The sequence below is a fragment of the Sphingobium sp. ZW T5_29 genome, assembly GCF_044987515.1.
GTDB lineage: Bacteria > Pseudomonadota > Alphaproteobacteria > Sphingomonadales > Sphingomonadaceae > Sphingobium.
This window is the reverse complement of record NZ_JBJDRM010000004.1, coordinates 247,033-264,188: the sequence shown is the minus strand read 5'-3', so window position 1 is coordinate 264,188 and position 17,156 is coordinate 247,033. Positions and strand designations below refer to the sequence as shown.

Here is a 17,156-nt window from a genome sequence, read left to right as displayed (position 1 = left end):
GTTCGGGGGCGGCGGCGCTGCTGGGGAACGCCGGGGCGGCGGTGGATTCGGGGGCTTTGGGCGGCAGGCCCCACCCCAGCGCGGGGCCAATGTTTCCTACCGGCTCGCGGTCAGCTTTGTCGACGCGGCGACGCTGGCCCCGCAGCGTGTCACGCTCCAGGACGGCAAGAATATCGACCTCAAGCTTCCGGCTGGCGTCGAAACCGGCACCCAGATGCGTTTGTCGGGGAAGGGTCAGCAGGGGAGTGGCGGCGCGGGCGACGCGATCGTCACCATCGAAGTAAAGCCGCACCCCTTCTTCACCCGTGAAGGCGACAATGTGCTGCTCGACCTGCCGATCACGCTGGATGAAGCGGTCAAGGGCGGGAAGGTCAAGGTGCCCACCGTCGATGGCCCGGTGATGCTGGGCGTGCCCGCAGGCTCCACATCCGGCAAGACGCTTCGGCTGCGAAACAAGGGCTTTACGATGAAGAATGGCGAGCGCGGCGATCAACTGGTGCGATTGCAGATCGACGTTTCCGCCGACGACCCCGCGATCCGCGAACTGGTCGAAGGCTGGCAGGACAGCCGGGCCGTCCGGGCCCATCTGGGCGTCTAGGCGTTAAAGGCGGATGCAACCTTCGCCTTATTCGCCCGAAACCCGTCGGCGCAGGGTCGCCAAGCAGGCCCGCGCGCGATGGCAGCGCCATATGGAGCGCGTGCCACCCGGATCCTACATGCTGGAGATATTGAAGCGGGTCGCGGTAGGCACCTATAATGACGGCTTCATCCACGCGGGCAACCTTGCCTATCTGTCGTTGATGACGCTGTTCCCATTCTTCATCGTCGCGGCTGCGGTGGCGAGCATCTTTGGACGATCTGCCGACGGGCTGGCGACCGTAGGCACTTTCCTTCAATCCGTGCCCCAGGGCGTCGCCGATGTCGTGCGCAAGCCCATCTACGACGTGTTGAACGCCCGCACCGGGCCGCTGCTGTGGCTTGGCGGCCTTGTGGGCCTGTGGACAGTGGGCAGCCTTATCGAAACCATCCGCGATATATTGCGCCGCGCCTACGGGACGGAAAGTACGCGGCCTTTTTGGCATTATCGGCTGAACGCGATCGGCATCACCCTGGTCAGCGTCCTTGCGGTCATGTTCGCCTTTTCCATGCAGGTCCTGATGGCAGGCGCGGAACAATTTTTGCTGCGGTTGCTGCCCTTTGCCGATGATGCGATCCGTATCGTGACGGTTACGCGGTTCGTGCCGATCGCGATCCTGTGCGTCGCTCTCTACTATCTCTACTTTTCCCTGACCCCCAGCGCCTACAAGCATAAACGCTTCCCCAAATGGCCCGGCGCGGTAGCCACGGCCCTGTGGTGGTATGGCGTCACGACGCTCCTTCCGCCCACCTTGTCCTTGCTGGGCAACTATGATGCGACCTATGGCAGCCTGGCAGGTGTGATGATCACGCTCATTTTTTTCTTTCTCGTTGGGCTTGGCGTGGTAATTGGCGCGGAACTCAATGCGGCGCTTGCTGAATTTCCCGAAGAGGAATGGCAGGCGGTTGTCGCCGAAAGCAAAGGGAACGGACATCAGAATGACGGGCTTGATGGCGGGAAAACGCGGCCTCATCATGGGGCTGGCGAATGACAAGTCGCTTGCATGGGGCATTTCCAAGGCGCTGCGGGCGCAGGGCGCGGAACTGGCCTTTGCCTATCAGGGCGATGCCCTGGCCAAACGTGTGCGGCCGCTGGCGGAGGAACTCGGCTCCGATTTCCTGATCGATTGCGATGTTTCCGACATGGCAAAGCTGGACGCGGCGTTCGACGAAGTGAAGGCGCGCTGGGGCAAGCTGGACTTCGTGGTCCATGCCATCGGATTTTCCGACAAGAACGAACTTCGCGGCAAATATGTCGACACCAGCCTGGAAAACTTCCTGCTGACGATGAATATTTCCGCCTACAGCTTCGTCGCCGTGGCCAAGCGGGCGCGCGCATTGATGACGGAGGGCGGCAGCCTGCTGACGCTCAGCTATTATGGCGCGGAAAAGGTCATTCCCCATTATAATGTGATGGGCGTCGCCAAGGCGGCGCTGGAAACCAGCGTCAAATATCTGGCGATGGACCTGGGGCCTGAAAATATCCGCGTGAACGCCATTTCTGCCGGTCCGATCAAGACGCTGGCGGCGAGCGGCATTGGCGATTTCCGTTACATCATGAAATGGAACGAACTGAATTCGCCGCTGCGCCGCAATGTGACGATCGAAGATGTAGGCGGCGCGGGCCTTTATCTATTGTCCGATCTGGCATCGGGCGTCACCGGCGAAGTGCACCATGTCGATGCGGGCTACAATGTCGTGGGCATGAAGGCGGAGGACGCCCCGGACATCGCGCTCGACAAGGGCTGATGGGGACGCCAAAGGTCAGGGCATGAGCTTCAACACATTCGGCCGCGTCTTTCGCTTCACCACCTGGGGGGAAAGCCATGGTCCCGCCATTGGCGCGGTCGTGGATGGCTGTCCTCCCGGATTGGCGCTGAGCGAAGCGGAGATTCAGCCCTTTCTCGACAAGCGCAAGCCCGGCACGTCCAAATTCACCACCCAGCGTCGTGAGCCGGACGAGGTGCGCATCCTTTCGGGCGTGTTCGAAGGGAAGACCACCGGAACGCCGATCAGCCTGATGATCGAAAATACCGATCAGCGGTCCAAGGATTATTCCGAAGTCGCCAAGGCCTATCGTCCCGGCCACGCCGATTATGCCTATGACGCCAAATATGGCTTTCGTGACTATCGCGGCGGCGGACGCTCATCCGCGCGCGAAACGGCAAGCCGGGTCGCGGCGGGTGCGGTCGCGCGGCTGGTCATCCCGGACATCGATATCTTTGCCTATGTGAGTGAAATTGGTGGCGATGCGATCGACCCTGCGCGCTTTGACGCGAGCGAGATCGACAACAATCCTTTCTTTTGCCCGGACGCGCAGGCGGCGCTGCGCTGGGAAAAGCTGGTGGATGACGCGCGCCGGGACGGTTCATCGCTCGGCGCGGTGGTGGAATGCATCGCCAGCGGCGTCCCTGCGGGCTGGGGCGCGCCGCTCTATGCCAAGCTCGATAGCGAACTTGCTGCGGCGATGATGAGCATCAATGCGGTCAAGGGCGTTGAGATTGGCGACGGTTTCGCCGCCGCCCGGCTGCGCGGCGAACAAAATGCCGACCCCATGCGGCCAGGCAAGGATGGGCCTGAATTCCTGGCCAATCATGCAGGCGGCATCGCTGGCGGTATTTCCACCGGCCAGCCGATCAAGGTTCGCATCGCCTTCAAGCCGACCAGTTCGATCCTGATCCCGGTCGAAACCGTGACCCGCGAAGGGGAAGCATCGGACATCATTACCAAGGGGCGGCATGACCCCTGCGTCGGCATCCGGGGCGTTCCCGTGGTTGAGGCGATGATGGCGCTGGTCCTTGCCGATCAGAAACTGCTGGACCGCGCCCAATGCGGTGACGGCGGCGAGGGCCGCTGACGCGATGAATTGAGCCGGCCTTCGCGCAAATGCGCGATTCCGGCGAGACGACTCGGCAAATCTAGGTTACTATCCTTGTCATCGATCGCCCGCGGGAGGGCGAGCGGCAGCGCGTAAGCCTGGGGAGCGTCATCATGCTGAGCATGGCTTGACGGTCAAAACGTCCCCCTAAGCCGCAACACGGGCCAGCCATGACAACATGGCTGGCCCTTTGTCGTTGACGCCGGGACTGTCGGTTGGACACAACCGCGTCATCCTGTGCGGGCGTGCCGCAACGGTGATGGAAGGCGCTTTCCAGCTGGGACCGCCAGAGTTCAGCGGGGGAACAGCGCGATCAGCCTGGCGAGGCCTGATTTCAGCGCCTGACGCTGTTCCTTGTGTGGAGAAAGGCCGATCCGTACGACGGTCAGTTCCTGCGAAGGCGACACCAGAATATATTGCCCGCCATGCCCGACGCAGCCGAACAGGCTGGCGGACGCCTGACCCGGCATGAGGGCGCTTTCCCCGCTGTCCCGGTTCAGCCACAGATGTGCGCCATAGGCGGGATTGCGCCGGGAAGGCGTGCGCATGAAATCGACCCATTTTTCCGGGACGATCTGATGCCCGCCCGGTCCCCGCCCATGATTGCGCAGCAATTCGCCAAAGCGCCCATAATCGCGCGCCGTCATGTGCAGGAAACTGCCCCCGATCATGGTGCCCGCCGCATCATATTCCGCCGTCAGACTGTCAAGGCGACCGGGTATCTTCAGCCGCCCGTCGATGAACGTCTGCATTGCGCGCCGCCGCTCGTCGGGGTCGGCGCTGCTGGTCAGCATCCGCGTCATCAGATCGGCCAGGATCAGCGTGCTGCCCGTGCTGTAGGAAAATGTCGATCCAGGCATATGGCCCAATGGCTGCGCTTCGGCAAAGGCACTCATATCCTGTGCGCCATCGGTGAACAGCATGCGGACGGTATCGGCGGTGGCGATCGGTTCATCGTCCTCCACATGGTCGAGGCCTGACGACATGGACAGCAATTGCCGCAAGGTGATCCTGCCGCGTGGGTCGCCAGGCTGGCTCCAGGCGGCCACGGGCACCGGCGAATCGAGCGCCAGACGCCCGTCGGCCACCATCAGGCCCACCAGCACCGCCGTCACGCTCTTGGCCATCGACCAGGACAGCAGCTTTGTTTCGGGGCCATAGCCCGGCGCATAGCGTTCCGCGACGATTTCACCCCGATGCATGATCAGCAGCGCGCGCGTCTCTCCCACATCATCATCATCGCCATCGAACAGCGGATCGATGGCCGACCGGAGCATCGTTTCTTCAACGGCGCCGTCATTCATCACATGATAGGCCGGATCGGCGCCAGAGGCCTGCGCCGTCCACACGCCGACCATCGCCAGCAGCGACAAAAGGCCGACTGCCGCGCCAAGACGCTTTACGCTTTTCCGATCGAGCTTCATAAGCCGCGCCCTAGTGGATTGATTTTTGACATTTGCATCCCGCCAACCGGATAGGATGGTCGCAAATGCCCAATCGGACCACTAGTGCATTTTTGCGCCGGGTGAAAAGCCAGGGGCCACGAATTACGTCAACAGTCACTGGAATGCAGGAATGGGGAGCATGGCGGGCCGCCCGAAGTGGATATTTGCCCTTGCCGTCGTGGCGCTGGTGCTGACGGCGCTGCTGGCCTGGAAATGGGGTGATCTGCGCGCCCGGGCCGAGGTGGGGGCTGGCTATGGCGCACGCATCGCCTGCTCATGCCGCTATGTCGAGGGACGGCCAATGGACAGCTGCCGCAGCGACAAGGAACCGGGCATGGCGCTGGTAACGCTCGCCGATCAGCCCGAAACGCGATCCGTCCGCGCCAGTGTGCCACTGCTCGCATCGCGCAGCGCGCATTACCGGCCCGGCTGGGGATGCCTGCTCGATCCACTGCAATGAATATTTGCGCGGGGGCGCATAGCGGCTAGGACCCTGCGGATGCAGCCCGACATTCTTACCCTTCTTCACGACGTTTTTGGCTTTTCAGGCTTTCGCGGCGTGCAGGACCAGGTCGTCGGGCGCGTCATGGCGGGACGGCCCACCCTTGCCATCATGCCGACGGGCGCGGGAAAGTCGCTTTGCTATCAGCTGCCCGCCGTGGCGCTGGACGGGTGCTGCGTCGTGATTTCCCCCCTAATCGCCCTGATGCACGATCAGCTTCGCGCCGCGCAGGCGGTCGGCATAAAGGCGGCCAGCCTCACCAGCGTCGACGCCGATTGGCGCGAAACGCAGGATCGCCTGCGCAATGGCGACCTCGACCTTCTCTATGTCGCGCCCGAACGCGCGAGTGGCGAGGGGTTTCGCAACCTGCTGCGCTCCGTCCGCATCGCGCTATTTGCCATAGACGAAGCGCATTGCGTTTCGGAATGGGGGCATGACTTCAGGCCGGATTACCGGCTTCTTCGCCCGTTGCTCGACGAATTCCCCGACGTGCCGCGACTGGCGCTGACCGCGACCGCCGACGCGCACACGCGCGAGGATATTCTCGTCCAGCTGGGCATCCCGCGCGAAGGGCTGGTGATTGCGGGCTTCGACAGGCCGAATATCCGCTACGCCGTGCATCCACGTGATGGACTTAACCGTCAGCTCGCCGACCTGATCGCGAGCAATCCGGGGCCGGGTATCATCTATGCGCCGACCCGCGCGGCGACGGAAAAGCTGGCGGAGGCGCTTGGCCGGGGCGGACGTCCGGCGCGGGCCTATCATGCCGGGCTGGACCCGCAGGTGCGCGCCGCCAACCAGACCGCCTTCATCGCCAGCGAAGACATGGTGATGGTCGCCACCGTCGCGTTCGGCATGGGCATCGACAAGCCGGACGTGCGCTTCGTCGCCCATGCGGGGCTGCCAAAGTCGATCGAGGGCTATTATCAGGAATCAGGCCGCGCCGGGCGCGATGGGGAGCCTGCGCAAGCCCATCTTTTCTGGGGAGCGGAAGATTTCGCCCGCGCCCGCATGCGGATCGCCGAACTGGAACCGGCGCGACAGCAGGGGGAACGCACGCGCATCGCCGCCTTGGGCGCGCTGGTCGAAACGGGGACTTGCCGCCGCGCCATATTGTTGCGCCACTTCGGTGAAAATCCGCCGCCCGGCTGCGGCAATTGCGACAACTGCCTGAACCCGCCCCCCAGCATCGATGCGACCCAGACCGCACGAAAATTCCTGTCTGCCGTCTACCGGACCGGCCAAAGCTTTGGCGTGGGGCATATCGAATCCGTCCTGACGGGCGCGGTGACGGATAAGATCCGCGAACGGGGCCATGACCGGATTTCGGTCTATGGCATCGTCGAAGGGGAGGAAACGGCCCTGCTCCGTCCCGTCTCCCGCGCGCTGCTGGTCAGGGATGCGTTGCAGACGAATGAACATGGCGGGCTGGAACTTGGTCCCAGCGCGCGGCCCATCCTGCGTGGGGAGGAGTATGTGAGCCTGGTGCTGCCTCCACGCAAGGAACGTCGCAGCCGCAGGAGCGCGCGGAACGGCAGCGACGCCAATCCCGGGGGCAATCCCCTGTTCGACGCGCTGCGCGCCTGCCGCCGCGAACTGGCACAGGAAGCGGGGGTGCCGCCCTATGTCATCTTCCATGATTCGACGTTGCGGGAAATGGCCGAGCAACGTCCGTCCACTTTGGCCGAACTCAGCCATGTGAGCGGCGTCGGCCATCGCAAGCTGGACGCCTATGGCGACGCGTTCCTTGCGGCGATCAGGCTCCACCTTTGAACGGGGCAGGGCAGGCGACCATTGTCCTTGCCCCTTGAAAGCCGCGTCCCACAGGCGCATGGCAGGCCGCAATACAAGGAGTATGCCCATGTTTCGCCAGCTAACGAAAAGCCTCTACGTGTCTCCCCAGATCAGCGTCGATCAGGTGGAAGAGGCCAAGGCGCTGGGCGTGACCATGATCGTGAACAACCGTCCCGATGATGAAGAGCCTGGCCAGGTCAACGGTGCAGCCATCGAAGCGGCGGCGCAGGCCGCTGGCATCGGCTATGCCGCCGTACCGGTCGCCCATGGCGGTTTTGCGCCCTGGCAACTCGACGGCATGGCCGCTGCGCTGGAACGGGCGGGGGAGGGCAAGGTCCTGGCCTATTGCCGGTCCGGCACGCGCAGCACTTTGCTATGGGCGTTGACCCGCGCACGCGCAGGCGACCACCCGGCTGCCCTGACCGAACAGGCGGCGGCGGCTGGATATGACGTCGCCCCGGTTCGCCAGATCATGGACGCGCTCGCCACCGGATGACGTCGGCCAATCAGGAAAATTTCGACGCCATCGTCCTGGGCGCTGGCGGAGCGGGCCTTATGTGCGCGGCGACCGCCGGGCAGCGGGGCAAGCGCGTCCTTGTCATCGACCATGCGGATCAGGCGGGCAAGAAGATCCTGATTTCCGGCGGTGGCCGTTGCAACTTCACCAACATCCACACCGCGCCCGACCGCTATCTGTCGGCCAATCCGCACTTCGCCAAATCCGCGCTGGGCCGCTACACCGCCGCCGACTTCCTGGCCATGGTGGATAAGCACGGCATCGCCTGGCATGAAAAGACGCTGGGCCAGTTGTTTTGCGACGGCAGCGCTCGTCAGATCGTGGCCATGCTGCTGACGGAGTGCGATGCGGGTGGGGTGACGATCCACCTCGATCACGCCATCACGTCCATCAGCCATGCCGACGGACATTATCGCGTCGCCCATGGGGACCGGCTGGCGGTCGCGCCAGCGCTTGTCATCGCCACGGGCGGTCCTTCCATTCCGAAAATGGGCGCCACCGGCTTTGCCTATGACCTGGCCCGGCAGTTCGGGTTGAAGGTCGTGGAGCCGCGCCCGGCGCTCGTGCCTTTGACGCTGGGCGGCGAAGACCTGTTGTTCCGGGCCTTGTCGGGCGTTTCGACCGACGTAATCGCGCGCCACCGCAAGACCGCTTTTCGGGAGGCGGCGCTCCTGACCCATCGCGGGCTGTCCGGTCCCGCGATCCTGCAAATTTCGTCTTTTTGGCGTCATGGTGAATCGATCAGCCTGGATTTCCTGCCGGATCAGCCAACAGGCTGGCTGGTCGAGGCCAAGCGGACCAAGGCGCGGACCACCGTCATGGCACTATTGCGCGGGCTCCTGCCCGCCCGACTGGCCGATGTGCTGGCCGACCGGCTGGGCCTGGTCGGCGATCTGGGCAATATTCCCGACCGCCGGCTGCAGGACGCCGAACAACGACTGCGCGGCTGGACCTTTACCCCTAACGGTACGGAAGGGTTCGCCAAGGCTGAAGTCACGGTCGGCGGCATAGCGACGGCGGACCTGTCATCGCAGACCATGGAGGCGCGCCGCGTTCCCGGCCTCTATGCGATCGGCGAAGCAGTGGATGTGACCGGCTGGCTGGGCGGATACAATTTCCAGTGGGCCTGGGCGAGCGGATGGGCGGCAGGCCAAGCGCTCTGATCGTTGCTCCGGCGGTTAGCGTTCAGCCGCATTCCACCGTCACATGCTCCATCCGGGGAAGGGCGCGCACGCGATTGCGCACCGCCTTGGCATCGACGCCGGGGGCAATGCTGATGATCGCGGCATGCGCATGGGGTCCGATGCGCCAGACGTGCAGGTCGCGAATGATCGCCCCTTCCGCCTCTGTCAGCGCCCTGACACGCGCCATCAGGGCAGGCTCCGCCGTGTCGAGCAGGATCGCGGCGGTATCTTTCATCAGGCCCCAGGCCCAGCGCGCAATCACCACCGCGCCCAATATGCCGACCGCAGGGTCCATCCACCACCATCCCATATAGCGCCCGGCCAGCAAAGCGACGATGGCCAGCACGGATGTCAGCGCGTCGGTCAGCACATGGATATAGGCCGCACGCAGATTATTGTCGGCGTGGCTGTGGCTCGATGATGCGTGATCGCCATGGTCATGGTCGTGATCATGGCTATGATCATGGCCCAGCAGCAGGGCGCTCACCAGATTGACGACCAGTCCGATCACGGCGACCAGTGTAGCCTCGCCGAACTTCACCGCCACGGGATCGAAAAAGCGCAGGATCGATTCCACGGCGATGAACAGGGCGGTCACGCCCAGCAGCAGCGCCGATGCAAAGCCCGAAAGGTCGCCCACCTTGCCCGTGCCGAACGTATAACGGGGATTGCGCGCATGTCGGCGGGCATAGCTGTAGGCCGCCGCCGCTACCGCAAGTGCACCGGCATGGGTCGCCATGTGAAAACCGTCGGCCAGCAGCGCCATCGACCCCGTCAGCCAGCCGAAGACGATTTCCACCACCATCGTCACGGCGGTCAATCCGACCACCAGCAACGTCCGCCGGGCGTTGCGGTCATGACCAGCGGTCAGGTAGATATGGTCGAAATAATGACTTTCTTCGCCATTGCCATCAACGGATGGGCCGACGGGCGGCGCAAAGCCTTGCTCATCATGATGATGCGATCCGTCATGCGCGTGGCAATGACCGCCATGATCCTGATGCATAGTCATTTCCCGTACCGCCGGATCAGCGCCAGCATTTCTTCCGCCGCCGCCTGCCGTTGCGCATCTGTAAGGCCGGGGCGGGCAACATGGTCGCGCATATGCTGCTCGATCAATTCCTCCATCAGGCTGCCGACCGCGCCGCGCACCGACGCCACTAGCTGGAGTGTTTCGGAACAATCGGCTTCCCCCGACAACTGACGCTCGACCGCGCTAACCTGACCCGCGATGCGGCGAACGCGGGCCAGCAGCTTGTCTCTATCTACAACTATATGCATAGGATACCCCCCTATACTATATCGTGCGCTATCGCAAGTTCGGCCCTTCCCGTCGGCTCCCCCTCTCTCTAACAGGGGCAGGATGACAGATGGGCTGGACTATGATCTTGCAATCGTGGGCGGCGGACTCGCTGGCAGCCTGGTGGCGCTTGCGTTTGCGCAGTTGCGTCCTGAGGTGCGATTGCTGCTGGTCGAACGGGACGGCGCGCTGGGCGGAAATCATCTCTGGTCCTTCTTCGACGGCGATGTCCGGGCGAAGGATCGGTGGCTGGTCGATCCCCTGATCACGCATCGGTGGGCGCAGGGGCATGAAGTGCGCTTCCCCACCTATGTTCGCCGTCTCGATACTCCGTACAACAGCATCGCCTCGTCCCAACTGGACGCGCATGCGCGCAAGCTGCTTGGCGACCGGGTGGTGCTGGACGCTGACGTGACGAACATTGCGGCGGATCACGTAACGCTCGCCGACGGTCGCATCTTTCGTGCGCGCGCAGTGCTTGATGCACGCGGCGGCGGCGACCTGAAGGACCTGCAATGCGGGTGGCAGAAATTCGTTGGCCATGCGCTGCGGCTGAGCGCGCCCCATGGGCTGGAGCGCCCGGTCATCATGGATGCCACGGTGGACCAGCTGGACGGCTATCGTTTCGTCTATCTGCTCCCATGGGATGAGCGCACCCTGTTCGTCGAGGACACCTATTATAGCGACACGCCCGATCTGGATGGCCCCGTCCTGGACGCCCGCATCGCCGCCTATGTCCATGCCGCCGGATGGCAGGTGGAGACGGTGGTCCATCGCGAAAGCGGTGTGCTGCCCGTCGTTCAGGGCGGCGACTTCGATCGATTCTGGCCCCGGCATGACCCGGTGGCGCGCGTCGGGGTTCGCGCCGGGCTGTTTCACCCCATGACCGGCTATTCCCTGCCCGACGCGGTGGCTTTCGCATTATGGGCGGTGGAGCAACCGCTGGAAGGGCTGGCGACCGCCACGCGCGCGCGGGCATCGGCGCATTGGCGCTCCGGCGGTTTTTACCGGCTGCTCGCCCGCATGCTCTTTCGCGCCGCCGCGCCGGATCAGCGCTGGCGCATATTCCAGCGCTTCTACCGCCTCGATCCTCGCCTCATCGGCCGTTTCTATGGCGGTCGCTCCACTTGGGCAGATCGCATCCGCATCTTGTGCGGAAAGCCTCCGGTGCCCATAAGGAGCGCCATGCGCGCAGTTTTGAATCCCCCCGCCCGATGAACCGGAAAGCTATTGTCATTGGAGCGGGCTTTGGCGGGCTGGCGCTTGCCATCCGGCTGCAGTCCGCCGGTGTAGACACCACTTTGGTGGAAGCGCGTGACCGGCCCGGCGGTCGGGCTTACATGTGGGAAAAGGATGGTTTCGTCTTTGACGCGGGGCCGACCGTCATCACCGATCCTGACTGCCTTGCCGAATTATGGCGGCTGTCCGGCCACGACATGGCGGAGGATGTGACCCTTGTCCCGGTCACGCCCTTTTACCGGCTGAACTGGCGTGACGGCACCAACTTCGATTATTCCAACGACGAAAACGCGTTACGGGCGCAGATTGCCAATCTGAACCCGGAGGATGTGGCCGGTTACCAGCGCTTCCTCGACTATGCGGGCGAAGTATATGAAGAGGGCTATCGCAAGCTGGGCTCGGTCGCCTTTCTCGATTTCGTGTCCATGATCCGCGCCGCCCCCGCGCTAGCGAAAAATCAGGCGTGGCGGTCGGTATATTCGATCGTTTCATCCTATGTGAAAAACGAGAAGCTGCGCGAAGCGCTGTCATTTCACACGCTGCTGGTCGGCGGCAATCCGATGAATACCAGCGCCATCTACGCCCTCATCCATAAGCTGGAAAAGGATGGCGGGGTGTGGTTCGCCAAGGGCGGGACCAACCGGTTGGTGCAGGCGATGGCGACCCATTTCGAACGGTTGGGCGGCACCATGCGCCTGGCCGACCCGGTTGTTCGGGTCGAAACCCACGGCGACCGGGCGGTGGGCGTCACCACGGCATCGGGATGGCGGGGGGAGGCCGACGCGGTCGCATCCAACGCCGACCTGATGCACAGCTATCGCGACCTGATCGGCCATCATCCGCGCGGACAAAAGGAAGCGGACAAACTCAGCCGCAAACGCTGGTCACCCAGCCTGTTCGTGCTTCATTTCGGCATCAAGGGCAGCTGGCCGGGCATCCCCCATCACATGATCCTGTTTGGACCGCGTTATGAAGGGTTGTTGAACGACATCTATCAGCACGGTGTGCTGCCGCAGGACTTTTCGCTCTATCTGCATCATCCCACCGTCACCGACCCGTCAATGGCGCCGGACGGGCATTCGACCTTCTACGCGCTTGCCCCCGTGCCGCACATGGGCAAGCTGCCGATCGATTGGGAACAGTTCGGGCCCGTATTTGCCGAACGGATTCTGGACGAGATAGAGCATCGACTGATCCCGGACATCCGTTCACGCATCGTCACCCAGTTCCATTATGCGCCGCCGGATTTCCGCACCGACCTTGCGGCGCATCTGGGCAGCGCGTTCAGTCTGGAGCCGCTGCTGACGCAGAGCGCATGGTTCCGCGCCCATAACCGGGACGATGTGATCCCGAACCTCTATCTGGTGGGGGCGGGGACGCATCCGGGCGCCGGGATTCCCGGTGTCGTCGGCAGCGCCAAGGCGACCGCCACGTTGATGTTGGAAGACCTCGCCTGAAGGGGGCGCGATGAAAAGACTGGCTGTATATTGCGGTTCGGCTACACCCGCCGATCCGGTTTATGTCGAAGCCGCGCGACATGTCGGGCGCGCATTGGCGGAACGGGGCATCGGCATCGTTTATGGCGGCGGACGGCTGGGCCTGATGGGTGCGGTCGCGGACGCGGCGCTCGCCGCCGGGGGTGAAGTCATCGGCGTCATTCCCGAAGCACTGGTCGGGGCGGAGGTAGCGCACCGTGGCTGCACGCAGTTGCACGTCGTCCAGACCATGCACCAACGCAAACAACTCTTCACCGACCTTTCGGACGGGTTCCTGACCCTGCCCGGCGGGGTGGGGACGATGGATGAATTGTGGGAAGCGATCAGTTGGGCGCAGCTTGGCTATCATGCCAAACCCGTGGGATTGCTCAATGTCGCTGGATTTTACGACCAGTTGATCGCGTTCGACCGGCACATGATCGACGCGGGGTTTATCCGGCCCCAGCACGCCGGTATCCTGATGCATGCCGACAGCCTTGAACTGCTGCTCGAACGCTTGGCCGCCTATCGCCCGCACCAGCCGATCATCGCGATGAAGGCGGACAGCCTCTAGCCCCGCCTGCTAACCGGTGGCTTGCGGACACAGGCTGGCGCGGGCATGGCTCTGTCGGTGACCGATAGCCATCCGCCTTCTCCGCTTCATACGCCCGATCGCGCCGCACTGGTCGCCTTCGCGCGGGACAGCATCGCCCGTGGATCAAAATCCTTTGCCTTGGCGTCGAAGCTATTCGACCGTCAGACTCGTGAGCGTGCTTGGCTCCTCTATGGCTGGTGCCGCAAATGCGATGACATCGCCGATGGGCAGGACCATGGCGGCTTGATGCAGGGCGTGACCGACGGACAGGCGCGGCTGTCGTCCATGCGGGTCCTGACCGGGGCCGCTCTGCGCGGGGAGCCGACCGGCGATCCCGCATTTGACGGCTTCGGCCTGGTAATGCGCGAATGCGCCATACCCCCGCGCTATGCCCATGACCTGATCGAAGGTTTCGCGCTGGACGCGCAGGATTGGCGCCCACGCAGCGAAGCCGACATGCTGCGCTATTGCTATCATGTGGCGGGCGCGGTCGGATGCATGATGGCGGTCTTGATGGGCGTCGACCCGCAGGACGACGCCACGCTGGACCGCGCCTGCGACCTCGGCCTTGCGTTTCAGCTCGCCAATATCGCCCGCGACATCAGCGAGGATGAAGCCGCTGGCCGCTGTTACCTACCCATGGAGTGGCTGGCGGAAATGGATATTCCCCCTGGGGAGCATATGAAACCATGGGCCCGGCGCCAACTGGCCATCCTGGCGCGCCGCCTGGCTGACATGGCTGCCGACTATGAAGCGAGCGCCCGGCACGGCACAGGCGCGTTGCCGCCGCGCGCGGCCTGGGCCGTGTTGGCTGCGGCGGGCATATATGGGGACATAGCACGGGAAGTGGCGCGCCGTGGCGAACGGGCATGGGATCATCGCGTCATCACTGCCAAAAGTGCCAAGGCAGGCTGGGTGTTGCGCGCGGCATGGCAGGTTGCGGGTCGATCCATCCGCTGGCCTGCGTCATCGCCTCGCCCGGCGCATCTATGGACACGGCCCAGGGGATAAGGCGGCAGCGCCCGCTCTTTCCGAAACGCAATCGAATCAGCGAAACAAAAAAAGGACCGATACTTTCGTACCGGTCCAAGGCGTGTTCGCAGGAGGAACATCGTGTGGCGGGCGGGCCGTGCCCCTTGTGATGGCGGCCCGCCCTGCCGAATTTGATCAGACGTTGTAGGCGCGCTCGCCATGTTCGCCGAGGTCGAGACCTTCCTGTTCGACTTCGCGGCTAACCCGCAGGCCGGTGACGGCCTTGGCGATGAAGATGGCGATTGCAGTGCCGATCGACGCCCAGACGATGGTGGTGACGGTGGCCAGGACCTGCGTCACCAGCTGGTCGCCGATGACGAAGTCTTCGCCGCCCGGTCCACCCAGCAAGGGCGAATAGACGATGCCGGTGCCGATCGCGCCGATCATGCCGCCGATGCCGTGGATGCCGAAAGCGTCCAGCGAGTCGTCGTAGCCCAGCTTGGGCTTCAGCACGGTGACCGCGTAGAAGCAGATGATCGAAGCGACAGCGCCCAGAACGATCGCGCCGAACGGACCTGCATTGCCGGCTGCCGGTGTAACAGCGACCAGACCGGCGATGATGCCCGAACAGAAGCCCAGAGCCGACCCCTTGTGACCGCTGACGCGCTCTGCAAGCATCCAGAACAGGCCACCCGATGCCGTTGCGACAAAGGTGTTGATCATGGCCAGCGCCGCCGAACCATTGGCTTCCAGTGCCGAACCGGCGTTGAAGCCGAACCAGCCAACCCACAGAAGGCCAGTACCGACGCCGGTCAGCGTCAGCGAGTGCGGAGGCATCGGTTCCTTGGGGAAGCCCATGCGCTTGCCAAGGATGAGGCAGGCGACGAGAGCCGACACACCGGCGTTGATGTGCACGACCGTGCCACCAGCGAAGTCCAGCGCGCCCATTTCGAAGAACAGGCCGCCAGCAGCCCAGACCATGTGAGCGATGGGGAAGTAAACGATGGTCAGCCAGACTGCGGCAAAGACCATAACCGCTGAAAACTTGATCCGCTCGACCACAGAACCCAGTACCAGCGCGACGGTGATCGCGGCGAAGGTCATCTGGAAGCTGACGAAGACATATTCGGGAATGACCACGCCATCAGTGAATGTCGCGGCGGTCGAATCGGGCGTGATGCCCTTCAGGAAGACCTTCGACAGGTCCGAAATGAAGCCGTTGCTGGGGCCAGCGAAGGCCAGGCTGTAGCCGTAGATTACCCAGATCAGCATCGCCAGGCAGGCGACGGCGCCGATCTGCGTCATGACCGACAGCATGTTCTTGGTGCGGACCAGGCCGCCGTAGAACAGGGCCAGGCCGGGAAGAATCATGGCCAGCACCAGAACGGTGGATACCATCATCCAGGCGGTGTCGCCCTTGTCGGGCGTTGGCACGGCGGCAGCCGCGTCCTGCGCCCAGGCGGGCAGCGCGGCGAACAGGGACAGGCCAGCTGCCCCCATCGCGCCGCAAAACTTCTTGGAAAAGGTCATTATTCCCCCCTTCTTTACAGCGCGGTTTCGCCGGTTTCGCCGGTGCGGATACGCACGGCCTGACCGACATCCAGGACAAAGATCTTGCCGTCGCCGATCGCGCCGGAATTGGCCGCTGCCTGCGTGGCTTCCACGACGCGCGGCGCGAGATCGTCGTCGCAAACGACCTCGATCTTGATCTTCGGAACCATGTTCGTGGAATATTCGGCGCCCCGGTAGATTTCGGTTTGCCCCTTTTGGCGGCCGAAGCCCTTCACCTCGGACACCGTCATGCCGGCGATGCCTAGCGAGGAGAGTGCCTCGCGGACATCGTCAAGCTTGAACGGCTTGATGATTGCCATGACAAGTTTCATGTCGCCCCCTGTTAATGGTGTGCGGGGACAATCCAGCAAGAGCCGTGCCAATTTCTTAAAGGCGGTTTAACGCGGGCTTTTTCCACGCCCGACGGATCAGGAGCGCAAAAAAAATGGGCAGATGTCGCGCTCTGCCCAAAAATTGGGCAGTCGGGCTACCAGTTCCTGCCTTTGCGCACGGCTTCTTCTTCTTCGGGCAAGGTCTGGCGACCCAGCACGGCATTGCGATGAGGAAAACGCCCGAAGCGCTCGATCACCGCATGATGCTTCCGGGCGAAATCCAGGGACTTCGGGTCGCCCGCAGCCTCGAACAGGCTCAGCGACAGCGTCTGGTCCTCCATATCTTCACTATGCTGGAACGGCATGTAGAAAAAGATACGCCCAGCGCCGCCGATCTGGATGTCATAACCATGCGCAATCGCCCCGCGGGCGACCTCTCTCGCCAGCAGGTCGGTAGCAAAAGCCTTTGCCGTGCCGCGAAACATATTGCGCGGCAACTGGTCGAACAGGATGACCGCCGCCAGGGCATCATCGGCGCGATCCAGAAATTCCTCCGGCGCCAGACCCTGCTTTTCTTCCCACAGCGAACCGAACCGATCGACGCAGGCGCGGTCCAGCGCAGGGTCATGTTCCCACCAGCGCTGCTCCCCGACGCGATTGAACCAGAAATCCAGTAGCGACGCCGCCCAATCGGCGGTCACGGCATCATGGCTATCGGTCAGCATGTTCATGATGA

At 63.5% G+C, this 17,156-nt stretch carries 18 protein-coding genes; 12 read left to right on the top strand and 6 right to left on the bottom strand.

Annotated features, from left to right (window positions below; translation table 11 throughout):
• The 4 genes from ACI3KQ_RS05225 to aroC form a co-directional block, all read left to right on the top strand.
• On the top strand, positions 1 to 598 hold a 598-nt coding region (locus tag ACI3KQ_RS05225; protein WP_404955448.1), incomplete at its 5' end, for a DnaJ C-terminal domain-containing protein.
• Positions 599 to 611: 13 nt separating this feature from the next.
• Positions 612 to 1,628, top strand: coding sequence for a YihY/virulence factor BrkB family protein (locus tag ACI3KQ_RS05220; protein ID WP_404955446.1), 1,017 nt, complete (start codon positions 612 to 614; stop codon positions 1,626 to 1,628).
• Positions 1,576 to 2,385: an enoyl-ACP reductase FabI gene (fabI, locus tag ACI3KQ_RS05215; RefSeq protein WP_404955444.1), complete on the top strand. Its 810-nt coding sequence runs from the start codon at positions 1,576 to 1,578 to the stop codon at positions 2,383 to 2,385. Before ACI3KQ_RS05220 ends, fabI begins: the two co-directional genes overlap by 53 nt.
• Before the next feature lie 22 nt (positions 2,386 to 2,407).
• Complete coding sequence (gene aroC, locus ACI3KQ_RS05210; RefSeq protein WP_404955442.1) at positions 2,408 to 3,493, top strand: chorismate synthase; 1,086 nt, start codon at positions 2,408 to 2,410, stop codon at positions 3,491 to 3,493.
• A gap of 314 nt (positions 3,494 to 3,807) precedes the next feature.
• Here the strand turns inward: aroC and ACI3KQ_RS05205 are convergent, their stop codons facing one another.
• Entirely contained in the window at positions 3,808 to 4,938 is a 1,131-nt protein-coding gene (locus tag ACI3KQ_RS05205) for a serine hydrolase domain-containing protein (protein ID WP_404955440.1), read from the bottom strand.
• 160 nt (positions 4,939 to 5,098) lie between these two features.
• Between ACI3KQ_RS05205 and ACI3KQ_RS05200 the strand changes: the two genes are divergently transcribed.
• The 4 genes from ACI3KQ_RS05200 (at position 5,099) to ACI3KQ_RS05185 (ending at position 8,935) form a co-directional block, all read left to right on the top strand.
• Entirely contained in the window at positions 5,099 to 5,419 is a 321-nt protein-coding gene (locus ACI3KQ_RS05200) for a hypothetical protein (protein ID WP_404955438.1), read from the top strand.
• A gap of 39 nt (positions 5,420 to 5,458) precedes the next feature.
• The gene (gene recQ, locus ACI3KQ_RS05195) at positions 5,459 to 7,234 is read left to right on the top strand and encodes a DNA helicase RecQ (RefSeq protein WP_404955436.1); all 1,776 of its coding nucleotides are present in this window, start codon (positions 5,459 to 5,461) and stop codon (positions 7,232 to 7,234) included.
• A gap of 88 nt (positions 7,235 to 7,322) precedes the next feature.
• Positions 7,323 to 7,751 (top strand): TIGR01244 family sulfur transferase, encoded by a 429-nt coding sequence (locus ACI3KQ_RS05190; protein ID WP_404955434.1) that lies wholly within the window; start codon positions 7,323 to 7,325, stop codon positions 7,749 to 7,751.
• Positions 7,748 to 8,935, top strand: a complete 1,188-nt coding sequence (locus ACI3KQ_RS05185) for an NAD(P)/FAD-dependent oxidoreductase (protein WP_404955432.1) — start codon at positions 7,748 to 7,750, stop codon at positions 8,933 to 8,935. Before ACI3KQ_RS05190 ends, ACI3KQ_RS05185 begins: the two co-directional genes overlap by 4 nt.
• Before the next feature lie 22 nt (positions 8,936 to 8,957).
• Here the strand turns inward: ACI3KQ_RS05185 and dmeF are convergent, their stop codons facing one another.
• Both dmeF and ACI3KQ_RS05175 read right to left on the bottom strand, forming a co-directional pair.
• On the bottom strand, positions 8,958 to 9,968 hold the full coding sequence (dmeF, locus tag ACI3KQ_RS05180; protein WP_404955430.1) for a CDF family Co(II)/Ni(II) efflux transporter DmeF: 1,011 nt from the start codon (positions 9,966 to 9,968) through the stop codon (positions 8,958 to 8,960).
• On the bottom strand, positions 9,965 to 10,237 hold the full coding sequence (locus ACI3KQ_RS05175) for a metal/formaldehyde-sensitive transcriptional repressor (protein WP_404955428.1): 273 nt from the start codon (positions 10,235 to 10,237) through the stop codon (positions 9,965 to 9,967). Before ACI3KQ_RS05175 ends, dmeF begins: the two co-directional genes overlap by 4 nt.
• Before the next feature lie 82 nt (positions 10,238 to 10,319).
• On the opposite strand from ACI3KQ_RS05175, the gene crtY reads away from it, so the two are divergent.
• The 4 genes from crtY to ACI3KQ_RS05155 are packed head-to-tail and all read left to right on the top strand — an operon-like array spanning position 10,320 to position 14,576.
• On the top strand, positions 10,320 to 11,474 hold the full coding sequence (crtY, locus tag ACI3KQ_RS05170) for a lycopene beta-cyclase CrtY (protein ID WP_404955426.1): 1,155 nt from the start codon (positions 10,320 to 10,322) through the stop codon (positions 11,472 to 11,474).
• Positions 11,471 to 12,952 (top strand): phytoene desaturase, encoded by a 1,482-nt coding sequence (locus tag ACI3KQ_RS05165; RefSeq protein ID WP_404955424.1) that lies wholly within the window; start codon positions 11,471 to 11,473, stop codon positions 12,950 to 12,952. The genes crtY and ACI3KQ_RS05165 overlap by 4 nt, the downstream gene beginning before the upstream one ends.
• Positions 12,953 to 12,962: 10 nt before the next feature.
• Positions 12,963 to 13,544: a TIGR00730 family Rossman fold protein gene (locus ACI3KQ_RS05160; protein ID WP_404955422.1), complete on the top strand. Its 582-nt coding sequence runs from the start codon at positions 12,963 to 12,965 to the stop codon at positions 13,542 to 13,544.
• Between the two features lie 45 nt (positions 13,545 to 13,589).
• Positions 13,590 to 14,576, top strand: a complete 987-nt coding sequence (locus ACI3KQ_RS05155; RefSeq protein ID WP_404955420.1) for a phytoene/squalene synthase family protein — start codon at positions 13,590 to 13,592, stop codon at positions 14,574 to 14,576.
• A gap of 156 nt (positions 14,577 to 14,732) precedes the next feature.
• Here the strand turns inward: ACI3KQ_RS05155 and ACI3KQ_RS05150 are convergent, their stop codons facing one another.
• The 3 genes from ACI3KQ_RS05150 to ACI3KQ_RS05140 form a co-directional block, all read right to left on the bottom strand.
• On the bottom strand, positions 14,733 to 16,067 hold the full coding sequence (locus ACI3KQ_RS05150; RefSeq protein ID WP_404955418.1) for an ammonium transporter: 1,335 nt from the start codon (positions 16,065 to 16,067) through the stop codon (positions 14,733 to 14,735).
• A gap of 14 nt (positions 16,068 to 16,081) precedes the next feature.
• Positions 16,082 to 16,420 carry a P-II family nitrogen regulator gene (locus tag ACI3KQ_RS05145; protein WP_004209785.1) on the bottom strand — a complete coding sequence of 113 codons (339 nt, stop codon included), beginning with the start codon at positions 16,418 to 16,420 and terminating at the stop codon, positions 16,082 to 16,084.
• Positions 16,421 to 16,575: 155 nt separating this feature from the next.
• Complete coding sequence (locus ACI3KQ_RS05140) at positions 16,576 to 17,151, bottom strand: DUF924 family protein (RefSeq protein ID WP_404955483.1); 576 nt, start codon at positions 17,149 to 17,151, stop codon at positions 16,576 to 16,578.
• Between the last annotated feature and the right edge of the window lie 5 nt (positions 17,152 to 17,156).